We start from the raw sequence: 21,388 nt of genomic DNA on the forward strand, positions 1-21,388 counted from the left end.
ACCTTATTGCCCAATTGCGATCACGAAATGGACCAAGTTCGCCACCAACCTTGATAAGACCGTTTCGCCCTCAGGAGGACCTGCAGTGGATGAGACCCGTTTGAGTGTGCTGTGACCAAAGAGGTTTGTGCCCGTGTCGTTTTCATTCCACTTCGATTACCGCTACGATAGTGATGGGTTTTTCGATGACCCAAACCGCCGCGCGGCCTTGGATGCAGCCGCTGCGGAATGGACAGCAATCCTCAACGATGAGTTCATCGACGTCCCCGTCGGCACGGTGTTCAGCATCAAGAACCCTACAACCTTTGAAATCGAGACAGTCACTCTGTCTGAACCGATTGACGACATTCTTGTCTTTGTCGGATCGCGGTCACTAACGTCTGGAACATTGGCATTGGCAGGGCCGGATGGCGGGAACGCTTCAGGCGATGTTTTCGCAGCACGAATTTCATCCGATTTCAGAGGCTCTGGCCCTGTCACCGATTTCGAACCCTGGGCAGGCTCTCTGACATTCAACTCCCAAGCCAACTGGTCGTTCGCGGTGGACCGTCCCGTGCAAGGCTACAGCGACTTCTTTTCGGTCGTGATCCACGAAATTGGACATATTCTGGGGATCGGATCGTCCGGCGCCTTTGACCGATGGGTCACCAACAGTGAATTCACCGGCCCCAATGCTGTACAAGCCAATGGCGGGCGCCCAATTCCGCTCGAGGAAGATCACGCGCACATCGAAGAGGGATATGCAGACGACAGCGTCGCCTTGGACCCGATACTGACGAATGGCTCACGGGTTCATGTGAGTGATCTCGACAAAGCGATCCTTGCCGATATTGGATATCAGATAGCCGGCTTTGAACCCCAAGGCACAAAGCCACCGATCGCAACGAATACAAGCGAACGTGTCTTCGGAACTGTCACGGACGATAGGATCAACGGGCTGGACGGGAACGATTCCCTGCAAGGCGCGGAAGGGCATGACCAACTTTTCGGAGACTTCGGAAATGATGATCTGTTTGGCCAAACCGGCGACGACACGGTGCAAGGCGGCCCCGGTGACGATTATCTGGACGGTGGCGCAGGTGATGACGTCCTGAGGGGAGGCCCCGGAGCCGATGTGTATTTCGGGCATGAGGGTCGGGATGTGTTCGTGATTGCGGCCGGCGACGGAAGCAACAGCCTTGCTGACTTCGATTTTGAAACAGACATCATCCAACTGATCGACAGCGGGTTTTCATCAATTGATGATGTGTTGGCGGCGGTCTTCAAGCCATTCAACAACGTCTCACGTGTTGAATTGATCGACGGCACAACACTTGATGTGCTGCATCGTTCTCAGAGCGGAACACCGTTGACCGAAGCACATTTTCAGTTGGAACCGACCCAATCGGACACTCCACATTCGAACCCAGCGACGGATGAAGAGGCCCGCGTGGTGCTTGCCTCAGGTGATGTTGCAAGTGCTAGCATGGAGCCCTCCGTGCTTTTGGGAACGTCATCGGACGACGTGATGATCGCGATGCAAGGGCATACACATATCGACGGGTTGGAAGGCGTCGACACAGTGCAATTTGCCGGGAACCAGACGCATTACACTGTCACCTTTCAAAACGGGCAGGTGTTCATCACAGACCGGACCGAGGACGGAGCTGTGCCGATGCGTCTGGACAATATCGAGCGGATCGCCTTCGAGTTGTCCGATACTGCATTCGATGAGCCAATGGATTTGCGGCAATTCGGCGGGCACGTCACACTGGATCAGGCAGCGCTTGACGTGTTTATCGAACTCTACGTCGCATACTTCAATCGAGCGCCGGATGCCCTGGGCCTTGGTTTTTGGGGCACTGCCCACGCACAAGGTATGCCACTGGCTGAAATCGCAGGTCTTTTCGCGAACCAAGACGAAACACGCGCGCTTTATGACGATGACATGAATGCGTTGCGGTTCGTTTCGGAAATCTACCAAAATGTTTTGGGACGGGCGCCTGATATGGATGGCCTCCTATTCTGGACTACTGCCTTGGAAAGCGGAGCGGTCAGCCGCAGCACCTTTATCCTTGAACTTCTGCAAGGGGCAAAAGCAGACACTGCGAACTTTGCGCATGAAGAACTTGTCGATCGGCAAGCCGACGACCAGCAATACCTCGCTCTCAAGACAGAACTGGGCACGCAGTTTGCGATTGATCGCGGCATGTCCGACCTCACGGCGGCGTCGCTGGTCATGCAAGCCTTTGATGGAAGCACTGCCTCCTTCGACGCAGCAAGCGCATTGATAGAAAGCTATTACCAAGCTGCATTAGACCCGGTGGCGGGTGCGTTTCTTATGCCGCTGATCGGCATGCCACCTGACGAAAATGCGCTCTGATCTCTTGTGTCACATCCATGATCACAAGGGGAAAACAAGCACTAGACCTGCAAGTCCGAGCTGTAAAATAATTCCGACAAAATTACTCAGAATGTGTTGATCATGCGCCGGAATCATGTAACTGACTCTTTTCGTAAGAAATACGCATAATGGAGAGTCACATGCGCGTCCTAAGGACCACTTCGACCCTGGCGCTTGTCGTCAGCACCGCTTTTAGCACCGCCGCATTTGCAGAGGGCGAAGTGAACCTCTATTCATCGCGGCACTACGATACCGATGAGCGGCTTTATTCGGACTTCACGGAAGCAACCGGGATTACGATCAACCGCATCGAAGGCAATGCAGACGAACTGATTGCGCGGATGCAAGCCGAAGGTGCAAACTCGCCTGCGGATATCCTCTTGACCGTAGACACTTCGCGCTTGGAACGCGCGAAGGCAGCTGGCGTTCTGCAATCCATCGACAGCGATATTCTCGAAGCGCGTATTCCCGACAGTCTGCAAGATGACGACAATCAATGGTTTGGTTTCAGCCAACGAGCCCGCATCATCTTCTATGACAAAAACGACGTGGCGAACCCGCCTATGGATTACGTGTCCTTGGCCGATCCGCATTATAAAGGACTTGTGTGCCACCGGTCTTCGACAAACGTCTATTCGCAGACATTGCTCAGCGCTGTAATTGAAAATCATGGAGAAGAGGCAGCGACAGCCTGGGCGCAGGGACTTGTCGATAACTTTGCACGTGACCCGCAAGGCGGGGACACAGACCAGTTGCGTGGCATCGTGTCGGGTGAATGCGATATCTCAATCTCAAACACGTACTACTTCGCCCGTGCCCTGCGCACAGAGGTCGAAGGCCTGTCCGAAGCCGATCGCGCGAATATTGGATGGGTTTTCCCCGCGCAGAACGGTGAAGGTGCCCATATGAACCTGTCCGGTGGCGGCGTTGCTGCGCATGCGCCGAACCTTGAGAATGCCATCAAATTCCTCGAATATCTGGCATCCGATCAGGCACAGCAGTATTTCTCGGCCGGCAATGACGAGTACCCTGCTGTTCCAGGCGTCGGCCTGTCGCCGTCGGTCGCAGCCTTGGGCATGTTCCGTCCCGACGACGTAGATTTGTCCGAGGTCGCGCAGAACGTGCCGACAGCTCAGAAAATTTTCAACGAAGTTGGCTGGAAGTAAGCCGATACAGCATTGCGAAAATTGAGGGCGCCTAGGCGCCCTCTTTTTTGTTGCCCTGTTCGTTTCTGATACGACGGCACAACAGGATGACAGGAAGCGTGCCAATTGCGACAATCACAAGACTTGGCACCGCTGCCCCGGCAAGTCTTTCATCGGCAGCAAGACGATGGGCCTGAACCGCCAATGTGTCGAAATTGAAAGGTCGCATGATAAGGGTCGCAGGAAGCTCTTTCATCACATCGACAAACACGATGAGCAGCGCCGTGAACAAGCTTGGACGCAAAAGAGGGAAATGGACCCGACGCAACAGTCCCCATTCGCTTTGCCCCAGCACCCGTGCCGCCGCGTCCATATTTGGATTGATGACAGCGACGCCACCCTCGTAGGCACCAATGGCAGCCGCAAGAAAGCGGATCATGTAGGCGCATACCAACAACCAGATGGAACCTGTGAACAACAAGCCCGTGGATATTCCGAATGCCTCACGCATGTAGGCATCCAACGCATTGTCGAAAAATGCAAACGGCACCAGCAGTCCAACGGCGATGACCCCACCCGGCACAGCATAGCCAAGACGCCCGATATACAACACGGTAGTGGCGAACCATGAGTGCCGGTTGCGGGCAAGACTGCCGAACAAGAGCGCAACGGCAACGGTAAGCAACGCCGCGCAGACACCAAGAGTGACAGAGTTTTGCGCGAATTGCAGATAGCGCGGGCTGAACAAGCTTTGCTCAGACCCCACAGCCATTTCTGACAACATCACAACCGGCAAGAGGCACCCAAGAAATGCAGGCAGAAAACAGGTCATCAGGGCAAGACCCCCGGACCATCCGGTCAGGGACACTCGCGGCATCGGTTCAAATTTTCGTCCAAATGCATATCTTGCCTCACCGCGATTGACCCGTTCAAGAATGGCGAGCAGCAAGGCAAACGCCAACAGGCCAAGCGACAACTGGGCTGCGGCGGCGCGGTCGGCAAAGGTAAACCAACTTGAATAGATGCCCACCGCGAACGTCTGAACACCGAAATACGAGACAGTGCCGAAATCTGCGATGGTCTCCATCCCGACAAGCATCGCACCTGACGCGATGGCAGGACGGGCCATAGGAAGCGATACGCGCCAGAACGCGCCAAACCGTGTCTGTCCAAGCGATTGCGCTGCATAAAAAGTGGTCGCACTTTGAGATGCAAAGGCCGCCCGCGCCAAAAGATAAACATATGGATAGAGCACCAGCGTGAGCATTGCGGCCGCGCCACCAAGAGAGCGGATTTCAGGAAACCAATAGTCCCTTGGTCCCCATCCAGTGACAGCGCGCAATGTGGATTGCACGATCCCTGGGTGATCAAGAACATGGGTGTATGCGTATGCTAGGACGTAGGCGGGAAACGCCAGCGGCAAAACAAGCGCCACCTCCAACACCCGCCGTCCTCTGAACTCTGTCGTGGTGACCAACCAAGCGGTCACAGTACCGATCAGGGTGCTAAATGTGACCACTGTCACCAAAAGAACGAGCGTGGCGCGGGTGTATCGCCCTAAAACGGTATCAGCCAAAGACTGAAGTGTCTCTGTCGAACCCATGAATGCCGCAACCAACACACTGATGTGCGGCAACAGGCAGATAGCAGCAACGAATCCTGCAAGAATCCAAGGCAATTTGCCAATCAAAGACGCTGTCCCGCGTGGAAAACTGATAGATGTTTCCGCCATGCTCGCCCGGTCCAATAAGTCAGTGGTGTCTGTATTCCGATAAGAACTGTCGGACATACCGTGCTGCTTAACATCGAGAGCAAGCAAACAAAATCGCATTTCTACAATGCGTCAGTCTTAACCGTCATCAAGTATGACGAGTACACAATTTACCTAGCGAGAGAGTTTGACCTGCTCCCCTGAAAAGTCCTCGATTTGGGGTTAGCCTGTTCTCCAACTGAGGAGACAGACAATGAAGAGTGGCCTGCTGCCGTTTTCGTGGACACAGTGTTAGGTTTGCACAGCTCGGGCCTCGAATGCCATGGGGCTTAGGTAGCCCAGTTTGGAATGGCGTCGCCTCGGATTGTAGAAGCGCTCGATGTATTCGAACACAGCGGCACGAGCCTCATTACGCGTCCGGTAGACCTTGCGGGCGGTGCGCTCGGTTTTCAGCGACGAGAAGAAACTCTCCATTGCCGAGTTGTCCCACACGTTGCCGGCCCGGCTCATTGAACAGTTGATGCCGCAGTCGAGCAGAAGGCGCTGGAACTGCTCACTTGTGTATTGCGATCCCTGGTCCGAGTGGTGGAGCAGCGCGTCTGATTTGCCCCGACGCCAGACGGCCATCATCAGCGCATCCATGACCAGCGAGGCGTCTCGATCCGCTTTCATGGACCATCCGACGACGCGCCTGGAGAACAGGTCCAGGACCACGGCGACATAAAGCCAGCCCTCGGCAGTCCAGATGTAGGTGAAGTCGGCCAACCATTTTTGGTTCGGCCGGTCCGCCGCGAAGTCGCGGTCGAGGATGTTGTCGGCGATGACGGAGCGTTCGCCATCGTCCTTGGGCTTTCCACGTCGCTTCGGCCGCGCTCTCATTGCATGTATCCGCATCAGTCGTTCGATCCGATGCAGCCCATATGCGAGACCGTCTTCCAGAACGTCACGCCAGACCCGGCGGGCGCCCTAGGTGCGATCGCTGGCCTTGAAGCTCTGAACCGCCCCGGGTTTACCGGAGAGTAAAACACTCAAAGGATGAGCCCTATGACAAAGCAGAGATTCACCCCCGCCTATCCGGCCGAGCTTCGCAAACGCGGTGTTCGGATGTTTCGAGAGAACCGTACCGATTATTCCAGCGATACGGCCGCCTATAAGGCCATCGCGCCGAAGCTTGGCTGTTCGCCGGACAGTCTGCGGGTCTGGTGTCAGCAGGCCGAACGCGATGCCGGGCAGCGGGCCGGTCTGACAAGTGCCGAGAAGGATCGGATCAAGGAACTTGAGCGTGAGGTCCGTGAACTGCGCCAGGCCAACGAGATCCTGAAGAAGGCCAGCGCATATTTCGCAGCGGCGGAGCTCGACCGCCCATTCCGCAAATGATCGCGTTCATTGATGATCACCGTTGTGTCCATGGTGTCGGGCCGATCTGCCGGGTTCTGGGGATCGCACCATCGACTTATTACGCCTTCAAGGCCGTGGAGCGTGATCCGGATCTGGCATCGGACCGGGCCAGGCAGGATCAGCTGGACATGGCTGCGATCAAGCAGGCCTTCGAGGGCAGCCGGGGCCGATATGGCGCGCGCAAGGTCTGGCACCAGCTACGCCGCAGTGGCCATGATATCGCCCGCTGCACGGTGGAGAGGTTGATGCAGGTCATGGGATTACAAGGCGTTGTGCGGGGCAAGAAGGTGATCACCACCAACCCCGATACGGCACAACCTTGCCCGCACGATAAGGTAAACCGAGCCTTCGTGGCGGACATGCCAAACCAGCTTTGGGTCAGCGACTTCACCTATGTTTCCAGCTGGCAAGGAATGGTCTACGTGGCTTTCATCATCGACGTCTTCGCCCGCAAGATCGTTGGCTGGCGGGTCTCGACCTCGATGACGACTGGTTTCGTCTTGGATGCCCTGAACCAGGCCATCTGCCAGAGGGCGCCGTCTGAGGCTGACAAATTGATCCATCACAGTGATCGTGGCAGCCAATACCTGTCGATCCGATACACCGAGCGGCTCGCAGAGGCCGGCATCGATACCTCGGTCGGAAGCGTCGGCGATTCCTATGATAATGCCCTCGCCGAAAGCATCATCGGCCTGTTCAAGACCGAGGTCATCAAGTTCCTCGGCCCCTGGAAGTCGGTCGGTCAGGTCGAATGGGAAACTCTGAAATGGGTCGACTGGTATAACAACACCCGCCTTCACAGCGCCGTCGGTTACATCACGCCACAAGAAGCAGAGGAGGCATTCTACGCAAGCTTGAACGCTGACGAAAAAGCAGCCTAACTATTGAACCAGAAACTCTCCGGTAAACCCGGGGCGGTTCAGTTTTGTCTTCCATGAACGTGGTCTCGAATGTGTCTTCCCGCAGCTGGAACCAATCCGTCTCGGCGAGAATCCTCAACGGTTGCTGCAGCAGGACTTTGCGTAAGCCGCGCGCGTCATCAGGATCGACGCTCAGGTCAGCCTTGATCTGCGGATTGCGCCGAGCTAGACGCGCGACGCGCTCCACCAGATCGGTCAGCGCGATGCGACCCGGAAAGGCGCCTGCCTCGATCATCGCGCGTAAGACCAGCATTTTGTAGCTACGCGTCATGCGCGTGGTCTCGATCTCATCAAGAAGCGTGCGGCGCTCGGTCCAGGCGCTGCGCTGCGCCTCGGACAAATCGCCCATATCCGCGACGAACCCGAGCCAACCCGCATGCCCCGTGCGGCCGGGGTTGAAGCCTGCGTGCTGCAACTCGGAAGCCGTCGGTCGCGTGCCGTGGCGATCGCGGAAGTCGCGATAGAAGGCGGTCAACTCCTCGCCATCGCGCGGTTGGCGGATCAAAGATCGCAGGATGTCGAGCGCCTGTAGATCGTAGGTGACCTCGCAGCCCACGGGGAACTGTATGATTTTGTCGTTCAATTGCTCCAGCGCCAGCCGCAGCACGCCATCGCCCGCGCCCAGCTTGAGCAAGATGCGAACTTTGGTCAGGAATATCCGATGGTTGCCGATATAATCGATGACCGCCAGATGGGCCTTTTCCGCGGATTTCCGAAGGCCACGGCCCAATTGCTGCAGCCAGATCACCGGGCTTTCGGTTGGGCGCAGCATCAGCACCGTGTCGATCGAGGGCACGTCGACGCCCTCGTTGAACATGTCGACAGCGAAGACGATATCGAGATCACCATCCTCTAGCGCCTTCAGCGCGCTGGCCCTTGGGGCGGAGGTATCGCCGGAATGAACGGCCACGGCGCGCAGGCCGCGTGCTTGGGCGAACTCAGCCATAAAATCGGCATGCCGGCGGGAGACACAAAAGCCGATGGTCTTCTTGCCTCCGCGTTTTTTCAGCTGCTCGAGTGCGTTCTCTGCCCGGGCTTGAGTGGCGACGGCTTCAGTCAGCGCAGTCTCGTCGAACCGCCCGCTGCGCCAGGGGATCTGCGAATACTCAACCGGGTCGGGCACGCCAAAATAATGGAAGGGTGCCAGCAGCCCCCGGTCGATCCCGGACCAAAGATCGCATTCGTAGACGAGGTTTTCTTCGCAAAGACCCAGTAGGTCACCACCATCGCTGCGGTCGGGCGTGGCGGTCAGACCCAATAGGAAGCCAGGCTCAAAATGCTCGATAATCCGCCGATAGGTGGCGGCGGCAGCGTGGTGGAATTCGTCAACGACGATGTAGTCGAAAGCATGCGGGTCGAAACGGGTCAGATGCGCATTGCGCGCCAAGGTCTGAACGGAGGCGAAAACAATGTCGGCCTCCGCGTTCTTCTCTTCGCCAGTATAGCGGCCAAGCCGGGCGCTGGGCCGAACGGCGCGAAAGGCGGCCATGGCTTGAGTGAGAATTTCCTCGCGATGCGCCACGAATAGGACGCGGGCCGCCTTCGCGCTATCAAAGGCGGCGAGGAATGTCTTGCCCAGCCCTGTAGCCAGCACCACCAGCCCCGCGCCATAGCCCTTCGCCCGGGTCGCGCGCAGAGCCGCAAGCGCCTCGGCTTGAACCTCGTGCGGGATGGGAGTGATTTCCGGGGTTTCGACTGGCGCGCCGGTGACCGTGGGCTGCGGTGTCACGCGGCGCGCCTCGTAGGCGTCGATCCAGGCGGGCGTCAGCTCGGTGACCTCCGGTCGGGCTAACAACGCGTCAAACGCCGCGCGGGCGGCCAGAAGCGGCGCAGGGTCCACCGGATCAACATGGCGCAGGTTCCATTCGATGCCGTCAGTCAGCGCGGACCGCGACAGGTTCGACGACCCAACGATCAGCCCTCCGCCTTCGCCCGCGAAGGTGAACATCCAGGCCTTGGGGTGGAACGGGATCTGCCCCGCCTGGAATACATGCAGCCTGCGCGCACCCTCAAGGTCTGCGATCAGTCTTAAGGCCGCAGGTTCCGTCACGCCCAGATAGTCGCCGGTCAACAGGCGCAGTTTGCCACCCCGCTCCAATAGGTCGCGCAGATGCGGCAGGACCAGCCGCACGCCGGAGGTCATCAGGAAGGACACCGATAGATCGACCACTCGTGCCCGGTCGATCAGCGGACGCAGATGGGCATGCAGCGCATCTGCGCCGCCCGAGATCAGCGGGCGATCATGCGGCATGCCCGGCAAGGGGCCCGGTGCTGCCAATGGCGGATCGAGCCGCAGGTAAACATGGCTACCAGTTTCGACCAACGTCACACGCGTGGTCGTGCCCTCCGTCTCGAGAAGGACTTGGGCCGTTCCAATCCTAGCCGCAATGGCCGCTTGCTCAGCCGCGGAAAGCTCCCGCCACCGTGCGACATGACGGCGGGGTGCAAGGGCGAGACCTGCGCCGTGGCGGATCAGGATGACTTCGGCGTCGCATTCCACGATGGCACTGGCAGCGGCATCGCACACCGCGCAGGAAACTTTGCTTGACGCCTCATGTACACTCCATCCACCAGTCACGTTTTCTTGACCAATGCATTTACCCACACATCCGACGCGCGATCTGGACGGCAATCGCGGCTTTCCCAAATGATCGGCGGTCGGAAAACCCCGCATCGGTAGACGAGAGCCGCCAGGCTTTCCACCGTCATATCGGTAAACCGTCGCCCGTCCTTCACTCGCTCGCCGGTGCCGCGCTTGAAGGACAGATGCAGCGCGCCTCCGGGCACCAGATGTTCGACAAGGCAGTTGATGACCCCAGGTAAGTCCACCTCGGCCACATGAAGGAGCGATGCGCAGGCCCAGATACCTTCGAATGGATGCTCCCACGCGAAATCCTCAAACCGCATCACACGGGTCGGCACAGCCGCATGCGCCTGCGTGGCCGCAACCATGGCAGGTGAGGCATCGCAGGCCTCGACGTCATGCCCGAGACGCCGAAAGGCCAATGCATCCCGCCCGGATCCCGATCCGGCATCGAGAATGCGTGCTGGGCCATCCGGCCGCGACGGCACAACGGCCAGAAACCGTCCTCGCGCGTCCGACATGTCGACGTCACGCGTGGCAACGATAAAGGCACCCGCGTTTTCCTCGTAGTAATCCGTCACTTCGGCTCCCTGCCCGTCTGTTATTGCGGAAGCTTCGCAATAAATCCTGCGTTTGACCAGGCTGCGAAAATGGGCAATCGTTACAAATTTCATCAGGATGACGGCACGCCAGTGAGATCACGGCCAAATCCAAATCTCCCCGCTTCGCACTTTGCCCAGCATCTCCTTGAGCTCCGGGGGGTCCAGAACCTCGACCGCATCGCCCCATTGGATCAGATACCAGGCCATCTCCAGCCATCCGCTGGCCGTGAAGGAGACCAACAGGCTGCCATCCTCCACCTCGGTCATCACCTGATCGGGATGAAACACAAAGTCGCGCGCGTTGGCTGCCGCGCTGGGCAAAAAACGCCATCGCACCGGGCCGTATTCTTTTTCGGAAAAGAACGAGCCAAATGCCTGCGCGCTGTAGCGCTCAAGATCAAACTCCGGATCGCGTTTGAAGACGTCGACGGTGGCATTCATCGCCGTGATGCGGTCAAACCGGTACTGACGGTACCCTGTGTCGGCATCCGCATCTTTCCCGACAAGGTAATACCTCCGTCCCATGAGAACGGCATAGGGCTCAATCCGCCGCCAGCGGGGTTCAGTATCCCGGGCACTCTGATAGAGGATTTCAACGCGTGTCGGACGCCGAAACGCGTTGTAAAGCGTGCTGAAATACGTTTCGGGCACATCATGTGCGGGACCTGGTCGCGAAGCATAGCCATTGAGCATCAGAAGAAGCTCTGCGAATTTTCGGCCCCCCTGCGCGAAGGGCGGCGGTCGCGATGCGATCAGGCGATCTCGAACGCGTTCGAGGGCTTTCACCTCGTAGACCGCGCCATCGCTTGCCATGCGCCGGATGGCCAGTTCAACCGCAGCCAGTTCCGTTTCGTTCAATGCGCGGTGCTCGATATAGGGCACCTGCGTCAGTGACCATCGGCGTCGACGATCTGCGTCGTCCCATGTTTCAAAACCGGGAAACAATTCCTCGAACTGACGCAACATCCGCCGAGCGGTGCGCTCGTCGACCTCGAACTCTTCCATGACATTCTGCAGCGAAATCCCACGCCGGCGGGCCGCAGCCATTTCCGCCATTCGGTAAAGCCGCTGAGCTTTTACATACGACACACCATTTTTCCTGCGACCACCATGCTCATGGGGTCAGAGACTGCCCCCCTCGCTGGTCTATCGTCAATCATCGAAACCGAATCGGCGCGGACATCTTGTTCGATCGGCGTCGGACCGGTCTCGAACCAGACGAGGAACAACACTGCGGGGTCTGCTCGGCCCGCCAGCGCCGCAGACGAAAAGGACGCCTGTCAATGGGATTACCACAACGTGCATTGTACACCATTCACGAAACCGCTGCTCGATGGGGCTGCACTGTCTACGACATTGCTGGCTGGGCGGGGATTGGGACGTTGAAAATTGTGACCGGCATCCCGCCGGTCGCATGCGGGGACCAACGCGCCGGCGGTCTCGTGGAAATCCAAGCAATGGATATCGTGCCGATCTTTCGCAATTGTGGGACCGGCCCCCAAACAGCTCAGTTGCTCCGCGTGCGACCGCTCGACAGTGATGAGTGGCTTCACATTGACGAGCCAGAAAGCGGTGTCACCGTTTCCGTTGGAGACGTGATGATCCTCGGAGAGGATGTGCGGCGGTTTGAAGAAACCTATGACCTTTTTGGCAGGATCGAAGAAGGCGCTGGGCTTGGTGATGACGGTGACTACGACTGGGCGGCCATGCGGATCGAGATCACGCGCAGGATCTATGAACAGGGGCTGCCAGCCTCGCAGGCTGCATGGATACGAGAACTTCAAGACTGGTTTTCTGACCGCTCCGTCGATGGAAGCTTCCCAGATGAGCGATCGATCCGACGACGGCTGAGACCAGTTCTCATAGCCCTGAAGTTCAAGGCGAAGACGTCTTGACGCGCTTCACACCCCGGCGCGGGGCCGAAGGCACGGCCCTCGGCTCAGCGTTGTGCACCAGGCGGGGCTTGGGCTGAAACACGCTGGCCACCGCATCCAATCCAGCGCGCAACGGCGAATCCGTGAGATGCGCACAGCACTGGGTCGTCTGCATTTGGCTATGACCCGGCCGCTTTGTTGAAATCCTCAATTTACCGGATGCGGCGCGAGGCAAGACTCGGACGGCGCTTGGGCCTTTTCAACGCCTTCACGGCCGGACACATCAAGAAACTCATCCATGAAAATCGACATGAGCTCGGTCCGCGAGCGCACACCAATCTTGCGGAAAATCGAGGAGATTTGCGTTTTGACCGTGCCCTCCGCAGTTTTGCGCATTCCAGCGATATCCGCAGTCGCAAGCCCCTTAATGATAAATAGCGTAACCTCGCGTTCCGCCGCTGTGAGACCCCATTCGGCAAAGCGGCGCTCGATTAGCTCCTCCAGACTGCCGCGTAGCAGAATTATCTTCTGCTGCTGGCTGGAAGCGGTCTCCCGCAGCAGTCGATTGTAACGCCAGACCACTACTGCACCATAACCGAGCCCTATGGCCGCAAGGATTTCAAAGATGAGGTGCAATGTCTGCTCGAAGGAGTAGGATTTTCGCTCATTCATGTGCGTGACCAGATCGGCCACAGCATCGAACGTGAAAAAGGTCATGCCTAACAGCATGATTACAAGACCAAGGCCCAATCCCCGCATCAGTTTTCTCCTCTTTTATGACTTTAGGCATACGTCAAAAAAGCCGACTGAGCCATATATCTGAAGTTATAAATGATCGCCTAAGCTCCCATATCCCCCTTCTGACAGATAGCCTAGGCCAGAGTTGGAGGCCTAGTTGAGGCCGTGAGCCCGTCGAGCCAGCACTTGGCGCAGGGCACCTTAACCTGAGTTTCTTGAGGAGGAACCAATGAGCTTCTGGAATTTTTTTCGCCGCGATGATGACGATGACCGCTTTGAATCCCGTTCACGCGATCGTGACGACCAACACGAAAGCCGTGATCGCTACGACGACGATGACGACCGTTACGAAAGCACGGATCGCTACGATGATGACAATCACAATGGCGATGATCGTCATGACGACGATAGCGATGACATGCAGGAAGCCTACCAGTTCACGATTACCAATGGCACGGTAACCGCGGTCTACGAAATCGAGAATGGCCGGAGCGAATACGAGCGGATCGAAGCGAATGAAAGCTGGGCCATTGATGGCACCGATATCGTGAAAACGGAGGCTGAGCATGGCCAGCTTGAAATCAGCACCTATTCTGACCCGGATGGAGACGGGCTCTACACGCTCGCCAGTAAGGTTTATGAAAGCGCTACCCCCGGTACTCTGCCTCCCACAACCGGAGACGACAGATTCAACCACGATGACGATGACCATCCGTCAGATGATGACTTTGGCTTTGAGAACGAAGGCGGATTGACGCCTGCACTGGGCCTGCCCAACGTCTATCACACGTTCGAGTTTGTCGATGGCGAGGTGGTTGCCGCATCAAAGGTGGTCAACGATATGGCCCGCGATATTCGGCTTGACTGGAACGAAAGCTGGGAGCTGCGCAGCGATGGCGTCGCAAAGGTTGAGCTTGGCCGCAACGATGTTGAAACCACGCTCTACACCGATGATGATTTTGACGGCGCCTTCACCCAGTCTCTAGAGCTTGAAGTGGTCACACAGACCAGCCGCGGGGACCACGAAGACATGCGTTTCCTACTGTCCAACGGCACCGATGCCACCGGCGCCAACCTGATGTCGGGCGACATGATCGACAGCGCACTGGAAGCAACATTCCGAGGAGGCTGGAGCGTCGAAAGGCTTGATCAGAATGAAACACTGAGAGCGATCGAGCTCGATGGCGCGCTTTATGTAGTGAAAACGGAAGTTGAGCGGTTCGGCGAAACCGAGTTCAGTCTTTACCGTGATGATGATGCGGATGGACGCTGGACAGAAATAGCCGAGGGCAGCGCCATGGGTGAGTTTCTCGATGAAACCGGGGGTATCGATTTCGCCCGGATTGAATATGTCGGCTTGCTCGCGGATTCCTATGGTATTATTGCCTGATCATGAAATGCGGGGCCCGGCAAGGGCCCCGCATTGCGCATGGCAGGCGTTCCCACTGGGTAAAAACGCCCATCTTTCCCTGCTCCCATCTTTGATGATGCGACCGCCATGCGATCGCATTTGTATGCCAAGGAGGGCTCGCGATGATCCAAAAAGAACGCTGCTTAAAGGTCGGCACCGGATCTTGCGCCTTCGCGTCTCGGCCATTTCCGCCTTTTGGTGAAGTCGCATAAAGGAAAAACCAGCTTCCTGCAGGCACCATGACTATGGGACCAGAAAGTGCATACATTGGTGGGCGATCATCAATCATCCATGCCAAATCGGCGCGGATCATCCCTGAAGTTCAAGGCGAAGACGTCTTGACGCTCTTTACACCAAGGCGCGAGGCCGGCGGCACGGCTCTTGGCTCAGCGTTGTGCACCAGGCGGGGCTTGGGCTGAAACACGCTGGCCACCGCATCCACCCCAGCGCGCAACGGCGAGTCCATGAGATGCGCATAGCGCTGGGTCGTCTGCATCTGGCTATGACCCAGCAGCTTTCCGATCATCTCGAGCGAGGCGCCCCCGCTGACCAAGAGCGACGCAAAGGTATGGCGCAGATCGTGGATGCGCACATCTTCGATCCCCGCCTCCTTCTGGATGCGCCGCCAGAAACGTCGGACTTCCTGCAACGGTTGGCCCGGCGTGTCGCCGGGAAAGAGCCAGGCACAGCCGGAAAACACCGCTTGCTTTTGCTGGCGCACGATCGCCGCAGCCTCGTCAGATATCGGAACCCTGTGTACGCGGCGCTGCTTGGTTGTCGTCGCAGGCTTGGTCCATGACAGGTGCTCGAGATTGAAATCCTCAAACCGGGCTTGGCGCACCTCCCCGACCCGTGCGCCGGTCAACATGCACAGCCGGATGATATTGGCGGCCCTGTGGTCTTCTGATGCGTCGAGCGCGGCAGCGAGACGTGCGATTTCCTCTTGGGTCAGATAGCGTTCACGGGGTGTTTCCATGCGGCGCCGGAATCCCATGGCCGGATTGTCATCGTGCCAGCCCCATTTGACCGCATAGGCAAACATTTTCCGAATCACTTCTCCGACACGATTTGCGCGCACTGGGGTCGGCCGCGCGGCCTTCAGCTTGCGCGCTCGATTATTCGGCTTGACCTTGGCAGGACGTGCCCGTCCCTCGGCCACTTTGGTCAGCAGGAGTTCGACGTCGTAAGCACTCACCTCCGTGACCAGCATCTTGCCCCAGGCAGGCGCAATGAACTTCTTCATCATCGACGCCTGATCCGCCGCGTTCAGCTGCGCCAGATGCGGCAGGTGGACCTCGACATATCGATCGATCAAATCGGTCACACGCGGTGCCTCACGCATGGCAGTCCGGTTGGTCAGGGGATCGCCGCCGGCGTCAATCTCGCGTCTCAGCTCTTTTGCACGGGTGCGCGCAGCCGCAACACTCCATTCCGGCCAACGGCCAAAGGTCATCCGTCGCTGGCGCCCTGCATGACGGTAATCCAAGGTGAACGCCCGGCTCCCGCTGCGATAGATGCAGACAGCAAATCCACGGACCTCGCTGTCAAAAATCTGGTAGTCCCGGCCGTCCGCCGCTGCGGCCTCGCGCACCACGGCTTCGGTAAGCTTCTGTCTCATCACCATGTGTCGCCCTCGCTCATGCCTCTGTCATGACGCGTAAATCGCGCCTCTTATCAAGCAGAGCATGAGGCAGGGGTGGCAGGGGTGGCACGGGGTGGCACGGGGTGGCACGGGGTGGCACGAAAAAGCCAATATGCGTGCCACCCCCTATTTTGTTGAAGAATTCGGCACTGGCCATGCCGTTGGCGCCGAAACAAAAAGACACCGGACCAGTCCAAATCTGGGTTTTTGGGCGGAATCACTCCGGAATCGGCTTGTAAACGCCACCTACCTTGTAAATTTCCAATAAAATCAGGGAGTGGCACGCTTAAATGCGCGGTGCCACCCCCTGTTTGCGCGCGAATGTTGGCGAATCCCCTGTAAATCAACGTGTTTGCGGCTGAATACTCGCAAACCGCCATGACGGTCGAATTGCTGCAATGCAGCGCAGTCGCCGCTTTCTGTCGGGGCACACCCCTCAGAGCCAATAAAATAGGGGGTGGCACGGGTGGCACCGTTTTCGTGCCACCCCGTGCCTCCCTGCCACCCCTGTCGATGTGCGTGACTGATCCGCAGGTCCGATCGCCGTTCGGACTGCCAAACGGGAGAACACACATGCACACTCATGCAGATCAACGCAACACCGGGCCGATTGCCGGGACCTTGTTGAGCGGCTGGATCAGTCGCACCGACCTTGCACAACAACTCGATGTCACCGAAAGCAGATTGCGCCGGTGGGAAGCTGAACGCCGCGGCCCACCATGCGTGCGCGCCGGTCGGAAAATCTACTATCGCCGCAGCGCTGTGCTCGACTGGCTGGAGGAGCAGGAAGGTCTCGGCCAGCGTCGCGGACGTCGGGGGGCACGCCGATGAGCCTTCCCCTGCCCTTCCGTGCCCAAAGCCGCCGCCGGCGCGGCGCGCGCGATGACAGCCGCCAGGACTGGATCGACGAACGCCTGCGCGAGGCCCGCATCGTGGTGGCCGATGTGGTGCACCATTCCGACCACATGGTCCGGCTGGCCTGCAATGTGCTGGTCCAGCATGGCCAGACGCCCGAGGAGCGCGAGGATGCCCGCATCCTGCTCGTCGTTCTGGGGGGTAAAGCCCTTGGCCGCGGCCGCCCCGCCTGGGCTGATCCGGAGGACCGGCGATGAAGACGCGCGGAACACCGGAGGCGGACCTGCAGCGCGCTGTGGTCAGCGCCTTGCGGGTCGTCCTGCCCAAAGGGACGATCGTGCATCACAGCGCAAACGAGGTCGCGCAGGCCGGGCCGCGGGGCGCCAAGCGCCAGGCCATCCTGACCGGCATGGGGGTGCACCCCGGCTTTGCCGATCTGGTGGTGCTGTGTGATGGCCGTGTGCTGTTTCTGGAGCTCAAATCCCGCAAGGGGCAGCTCAGTCCGGCGCAGCAGGCGTTTCGCGACGCGGTGCAAGCGCAGGGGTTTGGCTGGGCGCTGGTGCGCTCCTTGGATGACGCGCTGGGCGCTCTGGCCGATTATGGGTTTACCACGCGCTTGGTCAGCGCGGTACCCAGTGTCTCTGGCTCTCTGAACCGCCCCGGGTTTACCGGAGAGTTTCTGGTTCAATAGTGAGGCTGCTTTTTCGTCAGCGTTCAAGCTTGCGTAGAATGCCTCCTCTGCTTCTTGTGGCGTGATGTAACCGACGGCGCTGTGAAGGCGGGTGTTGTTATACCAGTCGACCCATTTCAGAGTTTCCCATTCGACCTGACCGACCGACTTCCAGGGGCCGAGGAACTTGATGACCTCGGTCTTGAACAGGCCGATGATGCTTTCGGCGAGGGCATTATCATAGGAATCGCCGACGCTTCCGACCGAGGTATCGATGCCGGCCTCTGCGAGCCGCTCGGTGTATCGGATCGACAGGTATTGGCTGCCACGATCACTGTGATGGATCAATTTGTCAGCCTCAGACGGCGCCCTCTGGCAGATGGCCTGGTTCAGGGCATCCAAGACGAAACCAGTCGTCATCGAGGTCGAGACCCGCCAGCCAACGATCTTGCGGGCGAAGACGTCGATGATGAAAGCCACGTAGACCATTCCTTGCCAGCTGGAAACATAGGTGAAGTCGCTGACCCAAAGCTGGTTTGGCATGTCCGCCACGAAGGCTCGGTTTACCTTATCGTGCGGGCAAGGTTGTGCCGTATCGGGGTTGGTGGTGATCACCTTCTTGCCCCGCACAACGCCTTGTAATCCCATGACCTGCATCAACCTCTCCACCGTGCAGCGGGCGATATCATGGCCACTGCGGCGTAGCTGGTGCCAGACCTTGCGCGCGCCATATCGGCCCCGGCTGCCCTCGAAGGCCTGCTTGATCGCAGCCATGTCCAGCTGATCCTGCCTGGCCCGGTCCGATGCCAGATCCGGATCACGCTCCACGGCCTTGAAGGCGTAATAAGTCGATGGTGCGATCCCCAGAACCCGGCAGATCGGCCCGACACCATGGACACAACGGTGATCATCAATGAACGCGATCATTTGCGGAATGGGCGGTCGAGCTCCGCCGCTGCGAAATATGCGCTGGCCTTCTTCAGGATCTCGTTGGCCTGGCGCAGTTCACGGACCTCACGCTCAAGTTCCTTGATCCGATCCTTCTCGGCACTTGTCAGACCGGCCCGCTGCCCGGCATCGCGTTCGGCCTGCTGACACCAGACCCGCAGACTGTCCGGCGAACAGCCAAGCTTCGGCGCGATGGCCTTATAGGCGGCCGTATCGCTGGAATAATCGGTACGGTTCTCTCGAAACATCCGAACACCGCGTTCGCGAAGCTCGGCCGGATAGGCGGGGGTGAATCTCTGCTTTGTCATAGGGCTCATCCTTTGAGTGTTTTACTCTCCGGTAAACCCGGGGCGGTTCAAACCCTCTGAAAGGATTCGACTACCGCGAGGCCCTCAAGGGGCTCGATGTGGACGCGCTGAAGGCTGACGTCCACGCGCTGATGACGGACAGCCAGGACTGGTGGCCTGCCGACTGGGGCCACTATGGTGGGCTGATGATCCGGATGGCCTGGCACGCGGCCGGTTCCTACCGGATCGCGGACGGCCGCGGCGGTGGCGGGACCGGGAACCAGCGCTTTGCGCCACTGAACTCCTGGCCCGACAACGTGAACCTCGACAAGGCGCGGCGCCTGCTTTGGCCCTTGAAGCAGAAATATGGCAACCAGGTCAGCTGGGCCGACCTGATCATCCTTGCCGGAACCGTGGCCTACGAGTCGATGGGGCTCGAGACCTTCGGCTTCGCTTTTGGTCGCGAGGACATCTGGCACCCGGAGAAGGACACCTACTGGGGCGCCGAGAAGGAGTGGCTGGCCCCGTCCGACGCCCGCTACGGCGATCTGGATGATCCCTCGACCATGGAGAATCCGCTCGCGGCCGTCCAGATGGGCCTGATCTATGTGAACCCGGAAGGGGTGAACGGGCAGCCCGATCCGAGCAAGACCGCGGGCCAGGTCCGCGAGACCTTCGCCCGGATGGCAATGGATGACGAGGAGACGGTCGCGCTGACCGCTGGCGGTCACACCGTGGGCAAGTGCCACGGCAACGGCGACGCGGCCCTTCTGGGTGCGGACCCGGAAGCCGCGGACGTGACCGAGCAGGGCTTGGGCTGGAACAACCACACCAGCCGCGGGATCGGCCGGAACACGGTCACCAGCGGTATCGAGGGGGCCTGGACCACGCATCCCACCAAGTGGGACAACGGGTATTTCTACCTCCTCTTCACCTATGACTGGGGGCTGAAGAAGTCTCCCGCCGGCGCATGGCAATGGGAGCCGGTCGACATCAAGGAAGAGGACCGGCCCGTTGACGTCGAGGACCCGTCCATCCGCTACAACCCGATCATGACCGACGCCGACATGGCGATGATCAAGGACCCGGTCTATCGCGAGATCTCGGAGCGGTTCTACAAGGACCCGGACCACTTCTCGGAGGTGTTCGCGCGCGCCTGGTTCAAGCTGACCCACCGCGACATGGGCCCGAAATCCCGCTACGTCGGCCCCGACGTGCCCTCCGAGGACCTGATCTGGCAGGATCCGGTCCCGCAGGGCCTGACCGGCTGGGACGTGGACGCGGTCAAGGCCGAGATCGCGGCAAGCGATCTGAGCACCGCGGACCTGGTCGCCACCGCTTGGGACAGCGCCCGCACCTTCCGGGGTTCGGACCTGCGCGGCGGCGCGAACGGGGCGCGCATCCGTCTTGCGCCCCAGAAGGACTGGGAGGGCAACGAGCCTGAACGGCTGGCCCGTGTCCTATCCGTTCTGGAGCCGATCGCAGCGCGCGCCGGGGCCAGCGTCGCCGACGTGATCGTGCTGGGCGGCAATGTCGGGGTCGAGCAGGCCGCCGCAGCCGCCGGCGTTCCGGTCACGGTCCCCTTTGCACCGGGCCGCGGGGACGCCACGGACGAGATGACCGACGCCCCCTCTTTCGACGTGCTCGAGCCCATCCATGACGGGTTCCGGAACTGGGTGAAGAAGGACTACGTGGTAAGGCCGGAGGAGCTGCTTCTGGACCGAGCTCAGCTGATGGGCCTCTCGGCCCCCGAGATGACCGCGCTCGTCGGCGGGATGCGGGTGATGGGGACCAATCACGGCGGGACCCAGCACGGCGTGTTCACGGATCGGCCCGGCGCGCTCAGCACCGACTTCTTCGTGACCCTCACCGATATGCGTCTGAGCTGGGCGCCAATCGAAGACGGGTTCTACTTGCTGCGAGACCGGGCGAGCGGCCAGGTCCTCTGGACCGCGACGCGGGTCGATCTGGTGTTCGGGTCGAACTCGATCCTGCGCGCTTATGCCGAGGTCTACGCGCAACGGGACGGGACCAAGCGATTCGTCGAGGACTTCGTTGCCGCCTGGGCCAAGGTCATGAACGCGGACCGGTTCGACCTGCACTGATCCGAACCGCTATCCCTGGGCGGCTTCATGTCGCCCAGGTCATTTCTGTTCTTCAAATTCGAAAGCATCTGATTCAGATCAATTATTTGTCGCGCTGATCGTGCGATGATCTCGC

Annotated in this window: 13 protein-coding genes, 4 pseudogenes and 2 other annotated features; of the genes and pseudogenes, 8 read left to right on the plus strand and 9 right to left on the minus strand. The window is 59.2% G+C overall.

All coding sequences use genetic code 11. The features are described from left to right. Window positions 1–133 precede the first annotated feature (133 nt). Together ACK3EW_RS16945 and ACK3EW_RS16950 are read left to right on the plus strand one after the other, a co-directional pair. Window positions 134–2,362 (plus strand): DUF4214 domain-containing protein, encoded by a 2,229-nt coding sequence (locus ACK3EW_RS16945; RefSeq protein WP_493807087.1) that lies wholly within the window; start codon window positions 134–136, stop codon window positions 2,360–2,362. Between the two features lie 161 nt (window positions 2,363–2,523). Beyond that, window positions 2,524–3,549: a Fe(3+) ABC transporter substrate-binding protein gene (locus ACK3EW_RS16950; protein WP_493807088.1), complete on the plus strand. Its 1,026-nt coding sequence runs from the start codon at window positions 2,524–2,526 to the stop codon at window positions 3,547–3,549. A gap of 31 nt (window positions 3,550–3,580) precedes the next feature. Here the strand turns inward: ACK3EW_RS16950 and ACK3EW_RS16955 are convergent, their stop codons facing one another. Together ACK3EW_RS16955 and ACK3EW_RS16960 are read right to left on the minus strand one after the other, a co-directional pair. Beyond that, entirely contained in the window at window positions 3,581–5,275 is a 1,695-nt protein-coding gene (locus tag ACK3EW_RS16955; RefSeq protein ID WP_493809752.1) for an ABC transporter permease, read from the minus strand. A gap of 255 nt (window positions 5,276–5,530) precedes the next feature. Next, window positions 5,531–6,235: pseudogene (locus ACK3EW_RS16960) on the minus strand (IS3 family transposase); the annotation flags it as partial. 48 nt (window positions 6,236–6,283) lie between these two features. Here ACK3EW_RS16960 and ACK3EW_RS16965 point away from each other — a divergent pair. Next, window positions 6,284–7,518, plus strand: a protein-coding gene (locus ACK3EW_RS16965) for an IS3 family transposase (RefSeq protein WP_493807089.1) whose coding sequence is annotated in 2 segments (ribosomal slippage) — window positions 6,284–6,584 and window positions 6,584–7,518 — 1,236 coding nt in all. Because the reading frame shifts where the segments join, the coding sequence is not laid out codon by codon here. Beyond that, window positions 6,571–6,687: a sequence feature (AL1L pseudoknot), on the plus strand. Its footprint overlaps the gene before it by 117 nt. Here the strand turns inward: ACK3EW_RS16965 and ACK3EW_RS16970 are convergent. The 3 genes from ACK3EW_RS16970 to ACK3EW_RS16980 all read right to left on the minus strand — a co-directional run bounded on the left by ACK3EW_RS16970 (window position 7,454) and on the right by ACK3EW_RS16980 (window position 11,832). Beyond that, a complete protein-coding gene (locus tag ACK3EW_RS16970) occupies window positions 7,454–10,135 on the minus strand; it encodes a DEAD/DEAH box helicase family protein (RefSeq protein ID WP_493807090.1) in 2,682 nt (893 codons plus the stop codon). The two genes, ACK3EW_RS16965 and ACK3EW_RS16970, sit on opposite strands and share 65 nt — an antisense overlap. Continuing rightward, window positions 10,132–10,722 (minus strand): class I SAM-dependent methyltransferase, encoded by a 591-nt coding sequence (locus ACK3EW_RS16975; protein ID WP_493807091.1) that lies wholly within the window; start codon window positions 10,720–10,722, stop codon window positions 10,132–10,134. Before ACK3EW_RS16975 ends, ACK3EW_RS16970 begins: the two co-directional genes overlap by 4 nt. A 117-nt stretch (window positions 10,723–10,839) precedes the next feature. Then, window positions 10,840–11,832 carry a helix-turn-helix transcriptional regulator gene (locus ACK3EW_RS16980; protein ID WP_493807092.1) on the minus strand — a complete coding sequence of 331 codons (993 nt, stop codon included), beginning with the start codon at window positions 11,830–11,832 and terminating at the stop codon, window positions 10,840–10,842. 194 nt (window positions 11,833–12,026) lie between these two features. Between ACK3EW_RS16980 and ACK3EW_RS16985 the strand changes: the two genes are divergently transcribed. Then, window positions 12,027–12,638 carry a hypothetical protein gene (locus tag ACK3EW_RS16985; RefSeq protein WP_493807093.1) on the plus strand — a complete coding sequence of 204 codons (612 nt, stop codon included), beginning with the start codon at window positions 12,027–12,029 and terminating at the stop codon, window positions 12,636–12,638. Here ACK3EW_RS16985 and ACK3EW_RS16990 read toward each other — a convergent pair. Both ACK3EW_RS16990 and ACK3EW_RS16995 read right to left on the minus strand, forming a co-directional pair. Next, window positions 12,619–12,813, minus strand: a pseudogene (locus ACK3EW_RS16990) (hypothetical protein); the annotation flags it as partial. The gene ACK3EW_RS16985 and the pseudogene ACK3EW_RS16990 overlap by 20 nt on opposite strands. Before the next feature lie 11 nt (window positions 12,814–12,824). Next, window positions 12,825–13,376: a helix-turn-helix transcriptional regulator gene (locus ACK3EW_RS16995; protein WP_493807094.1), complete on the minus strand. Its 552-nt coding sequence runs from the start codon at window positions 13,374–13,376 to the stop codon at window positions 12,825–12,827. 208 nt (window positions 13,377–13,584) lie between these two features. Between ACK3EW_RS16995 and ACK3EW_RS17000 the strand changes: the two genes are divergently transcribed. Further along, entirely contained in the window at window positions 13,585–14,745 is a 1,161-nt protein-coding gene (locus tag ACK3EW_RS17000) for a hypothetical protein (RefSeq protein ID WP_493807095.1), read from the plus strand. Between the two features lie 343 nt (window positions 14,746–15,088). Here the strand turns inward: ACK3EW_RS17000 and ACK3EW_RS17005 are convergent, their stop codons facing one another. After that, a complete protein-coding gene (locus tag ACK3EW_RS17005; protein WP_493807096.1) occupies window positions 15,089–16,390 on the minus strand; it encodes a tyrosine-type recombinase/integrase in 1,302 nt (433 codons plus the stop codon). Window positions 16,391–16,981: 591 nt separating this feature from the next. Between ACK3EW_RS17005 and ACK3EW_RS17010 the strand changes: the two genes are divergently transcribed. Beyond that, on the plus strand, window positions 16,982–17,239 hold the full coding sequence (locus ACK3EW_RS17010) for a helix-turn-helix transcriptional regulator (RefSeq protein ID WP_493807097.1): 258 nt from the start codon (window positions 16,982–16,984) through the stop codon (window positions 17,237–17,239). A gap of 277 nt (window positions 17,240–17,516) precedes the next feature. After that, entirely contained in the window at window positions 17,517–17,954 is a 438-nt protein-coding gene (locus ACK3EW_RS17015) for a VRR-NUC domain-containing protein (protein WP_493809753.1), read from the plus strand. 3 nt (window positions 17,955–17,957) lie between these two features. On the opposite strand, the pseudogene ACK3EW_RS17020 reads toward ACK3EW_RS17015, so the two are convergent. After that, window positions 17,958–19,189, minus strand: a pseudogene (locus tag ACK3EW_RS17020) (IS3 family transposase); the annotation flags it as partial. Continuing rightward, window positions 18,786–18,902 (minus strand) — a sequence feature (AL1L pseudoknot). It overlaps the preceding pseudogene by 117 nt. A 47-nt stretch (window positions 19,190–19,236) precedes the next feature. Between ACK3EW_RS17020 and katG the strand changes: the two are divergent. Further along, window positions 19,237–21,273, plus strand: a pseudogene (katG, locus tag ACK3EW_RS17025) (catalase/peroxidase HPI); the annotation flags it as partial. Between the last annotated feature and the right edge of the window lie 115 nt (window positions 21,274–21,388).

The sequence above is a fragment of the Marivita sp. NO-S04 genome (genome assembly GCF_059070475.1).